Consider the following 724-nt stretch of genomic DNA (forward strand, 5'->3'; position numbering starts at 1 on the left):
CGCGAACCATGGCCAGTTTTTGCTCCGGGCTCCAGCGGCGCCGCCGCTCCTGGCCCAAAAGCTCCCCACTCTTGTCGTTGCTATTAGTCATAAACATAACCGTTTGCCTATCCCTTATCGTAAGGGGGAAACGGTGTCCTGTCTTTCATGGGGCTCGTTCACGCACTCAGTTGCCAGGTGAGTTCGCCGAACGCTTACAATTTCGCAAACTCGAACAAGATCTGGCTGCTCAACTGGCTGCGCTTGAGTCGATGAAATCCGATTCTGGCTTGCAGGCCGAGATGCAGTTTGAGAGCAAACTACGCGGTCTGCTGGCTGAGTACGGCTACAGCCTGCGTGACGTAATCAATCTGCTTGATCCTACGGCTGCTAAGCGTGGCAAATCGGCTCCGTTGTCTGCGCCTGCAGAGAAGGGTACTCGGAAGGCACGTTCGTTGAAAGTTTACAAAAACCCGCATTCGGGCGAGATCGTTGAGACCAAAGGTGGTAATCACAAGCTGCTTAAAGCCTGGAAAAATGAGCATGGTTCGGATGTCGTAGAGTCTTGGCTTTCGAAGTGAATTACAGTTAGCAGACGCAAAGGCCCTCAATGAGGGCCTTTTTTTTGGTTCTTCACGGATTACCGGGAAAGACGTTCTTGATCTTCATGAAAAAGAATTCGCTATCCCGGTAACCGTACGCCATCCGCTTGATGACCTTTATTCGATTGTTTATTCCTTCCAAC

2 protein-coding genes are annotated in these 724 nt (G+C 51.1%); one reads left to right on the plus strand and one right to left on the minus strand.

The genetic code is table 11. From position 1 onward, the window contains the following. Positions 1-170 precede the first annotated feature (170 nt). The gene (locus TU75_RS26135; RefSeq protein ID WP_034103374.1) at positions 171-560 is read left to right on the plus strand and encodes a histone-like nucleoid-structuring protein, MvaT/MvaU family; all 390 of its coding nucleotides are present in this window, start codon (positions 171-173) and stop codon (positions 558-560) included. A gap of 52 nt (positions 561-612) precedes the next feature. Here the strand turns inward: TU75_RS26135 and TU75_RS26140 are convergent. Continuing rightward, the coding region (locus tag TU75_RS26140) for a transposase (protein WP_156422797.1) at positions 613-724 on the minus strand (112 nt) is incomplete at its 5' end.

Origin of the sequence: Pseudomonas poae, from assembly GCF_001439785.1 — a bacterium.
GTDB lineage: Bacteria > Pseudomonadota > Gammaproteobacteria > Pseudomonadales > Pseudomonadaceae > Aquipseudomonas > Aquipseudomonas poae.